We start from the raw sequence: 2,671 nt of genomic DNA, 5'->3' as shown, positions 1-2,671 counted from the left end.
TCGCGTAGACCTCTTCCTCATCCGCCTTCCATTCCACCTTGTCGGCACGCAGCGATGTCCGGGTGACGCGCGATCGCGCAACGACCCCTCCCTCGAGTACCACTCGGCGCTCGCCCATATCGGCAACCACCGTGGGCGCCTTCGCTTCCAGCGTTGGCCGGTCGTCCTCGACAAACACGCATTGGACGTCCCGCAGCACGGCCTGCTGTGTGTCATGATCCCATTCTATCACGTCCGCGCTGGCCCGCCACGCGCGCCTCCCTTCCGGATCCGCAACGATGATCTCCCCGAGTTCGATCTCAGCACGCGCCCCGGCCAGTGGCTCCGCCCCACGTCCCTCATCGCGGTCCGAACCGGTGCCGGGTGCCTGCGCGCTCGGTGTGCCGGCGTTCGGCGCGCCCGTGTCGGCGCGGCGACGGCAGCCCTGCCCGCAGGCGACCAGCAACCCCAGAGCGACCACGCCGCAAAGCCGCCACACGGGCCAGCTTCCCGTCCCAAGTTGGCGCATGCTCCAGATCACGCTCACCGTTTGCCTCAGCCCTACCTATCCGGACAGTGCCGGCAGAATCCAGACCGGAAGGGCAAGCGCGGACAGCGCCATCAGCGCCAGCCACAGCGCCGCATACGCCGCGGCTCGCCCGCCTTCCGGGAACAACCTCCCCCAGCCCGATGTCATGATTATAGCCGTCACGGGCAAGGCAAGGAAGAGATATCGCCCTTGTGCCTGGAAGAAAGCGAGGTTGAAACGGACGAAGGATGCCACTACCAGCGCCGCCGCCGCCAGTAACACCCACGCCGCGCGCCTCCGCCAGGAGTCCCATTGCCGAACGCCTTCGGCCTCAGCCGAGGCGCCCGCCAGCGCCGCCGCCGTAAGGACCGCGAGCGGCATGTAGACGCCCCATGTCGGCAGGAACACCTTCATATTCCCGAACACTCCCCAGAAGCTCGCGAAGGTCCACCCGGTGACCCAGAGCGCGTAGTTGAACGCCGTCAGGTTCTCCCCGATGAGGTCACTGGGATGCGGCCGATCCTGAAATGCCAAGAGGAACGCCCGCCACGCCAGGGGATCTCCATAGAGCTGCCAGTTGCGCACCAGCCACCAGCCGCAGATGAGCAGGAATGCGGCGGTCAGCGCCGCCCATCGCTCGGCAAAGCGGCCGAAGCCGTCGTCGCGAGACGTCAGGACGAGTGCCAGCCATGCCGCCGGCAGTAGCACCAGCCCCGACGATTTGGTGAGCACGGCCAGCCCGCACAGGACGCCGACCGCCGCGACGCGCCGCCACGTCCAGCCGTCGCGCAATCCGACCAACAGCAACCACAAGCCCGCCGCGATCGGCACCTCGGCAGCGACATCATTCGTCACCGATGCGCTGAGCGCGACGTGCATGGGCAGGAACGCGACGAAGCCCGCGCTGCCTACGGCGAGCCACGGTCGGCGGGGGCAGAACTCCCGGGCTAGGCGGTAGGTGAAGTAAACGACGCACAGCCCAAGCAGTATTCCGAAGAGCCGGACCGCGACGTACTCGCGTCCCGGCGCGAGCGCCCGTCCGGCGTAATACGCCGGTACCGCCGCTGCGTAATACAGCGGCGCTTGGTGGTACTCGTAGCTGCCCTCCCCAGCCCGAAATACCGGCAAGCCTTCGCGGTCCGCCAGGTACGCGACGTATGGCAGGTGCGCAGATTCGTCGGGAGCCCGGCCGAATGGTATGGTTAGCGCATACGCCGCGGCGATGATGACGTACGCGACTGCGATGAATGCGAGGACACGAGTGACTCCTTCACGTTGCGGGGCGGGCATCCGCACCTCGGCCTTCGCCTTGCGCGTTTTCCGGCGGGGAGGCATGTCAGGCGCCCGCCTCCGCGATGCGCAGCAGTATGAGGTCGCCGCGCATGGCGATTCGCAGGAGCCTGTGCTGCTCCAGGCTGTCGGCAAGCAATGCGCCGAGCGGGCTGCCCCGGCCGTTAACCGCCTTCATGAACTGCGCGGTCATCAACACGTGGGTGACCCCGAGCGAGCGATAAGCCGCGACAAGCCCCTCTGCATCAGACAGCCGGTCGTACGGGATCATGTTGTGATGATGATTACCCCACATGTACGGGGTATCGAAGTAGAAGCCGCGCGTCTCGCCGTACATGATGACCTTCGAGCCCGAGGGGAGGTCGTTGATGACGGCCGCCATGGCGTAGAGGCCGTCGAGTGTGCGCGAGAGATATGCCTCGTCCGTCTCCGACCCCAACACCGCCGGCACGCCGTCAGCGACGAGCAGCGCAAACCCGGCAAGCGACAGCACGCAGACCAGCGCAATCGCCGGTATCGCCAGCGCGCGGAGTTCCTTGTGGCCCTTGCCGAGTATCTCGCCCCCCGCGAACCCGGCGCACAGCGCCAGCGCGGGCAGGACCGGTATCGCGTAGCGAATGTGCTGGCTGAGCGCGAACCACACGCCTAGGGCCACGACGGAGTAGATGAGCAGGAACTTCACCCGCTTGTCGAGCCTGCCGAACAAGAGCAACCCCGGCACCAGCGCGAGGATCAACGGGCCGATGGAGGTGTACACCAGCGGGCGCTCCGGGAAGTTGGAGAACATGTGCCCGTACATCGTCAGATTCCACGGCACGAGCAGCAGTGACAGCGGCGACCGCCCGATGCCAAAGCCGAGCTGCTCCGCGCGGT

At 66.9% G+C, this 2,671-nt stretch carries 3 protein-coding genes; all 3 read right to left on the bottom strand.

Going from position 1 to position 2,671, the window contains the following annotated elements; all coding sequences use genetic code 11:
* The coding region (lptC, locus tag JSV65_14460) for an LPS export ABC transporter periplasmic protein LptC (protein UCH33755.1) at positions 1-526 on the bottom strand (526 nt) is incomplete at its 3' end.
* A gap of 18 nt (positions 527-544) precedes the next feature.
* Positions 545-1,798, bottom strand: coding sequence for a glycosyltransferase family 39 protein (locus JSV65_14455; protein UCH33754.1), 1,254 nt, complete (start codon positions 1,796-1,798; stop codon positions 545-547).
* A 46-nt stretch (positions 1,799-1,844) separates the two neighbouring features.
* On the bottom strand, positions 1,845-2,671 hold an 827-nt coding region (locus tag JSV65_14450), incomplete at its 5' end, for a hypothetical protein (GenBank protein ID UCH33753.1).

The organism is Armatimonadota bacterium (assembly GCA_020354555.1).
GTDB lineage: Bacteria > Armatimonadota > Hebobacteria.
This window is presented reverse-complemented; position numbering and strand designations above follow the sequence as displayed.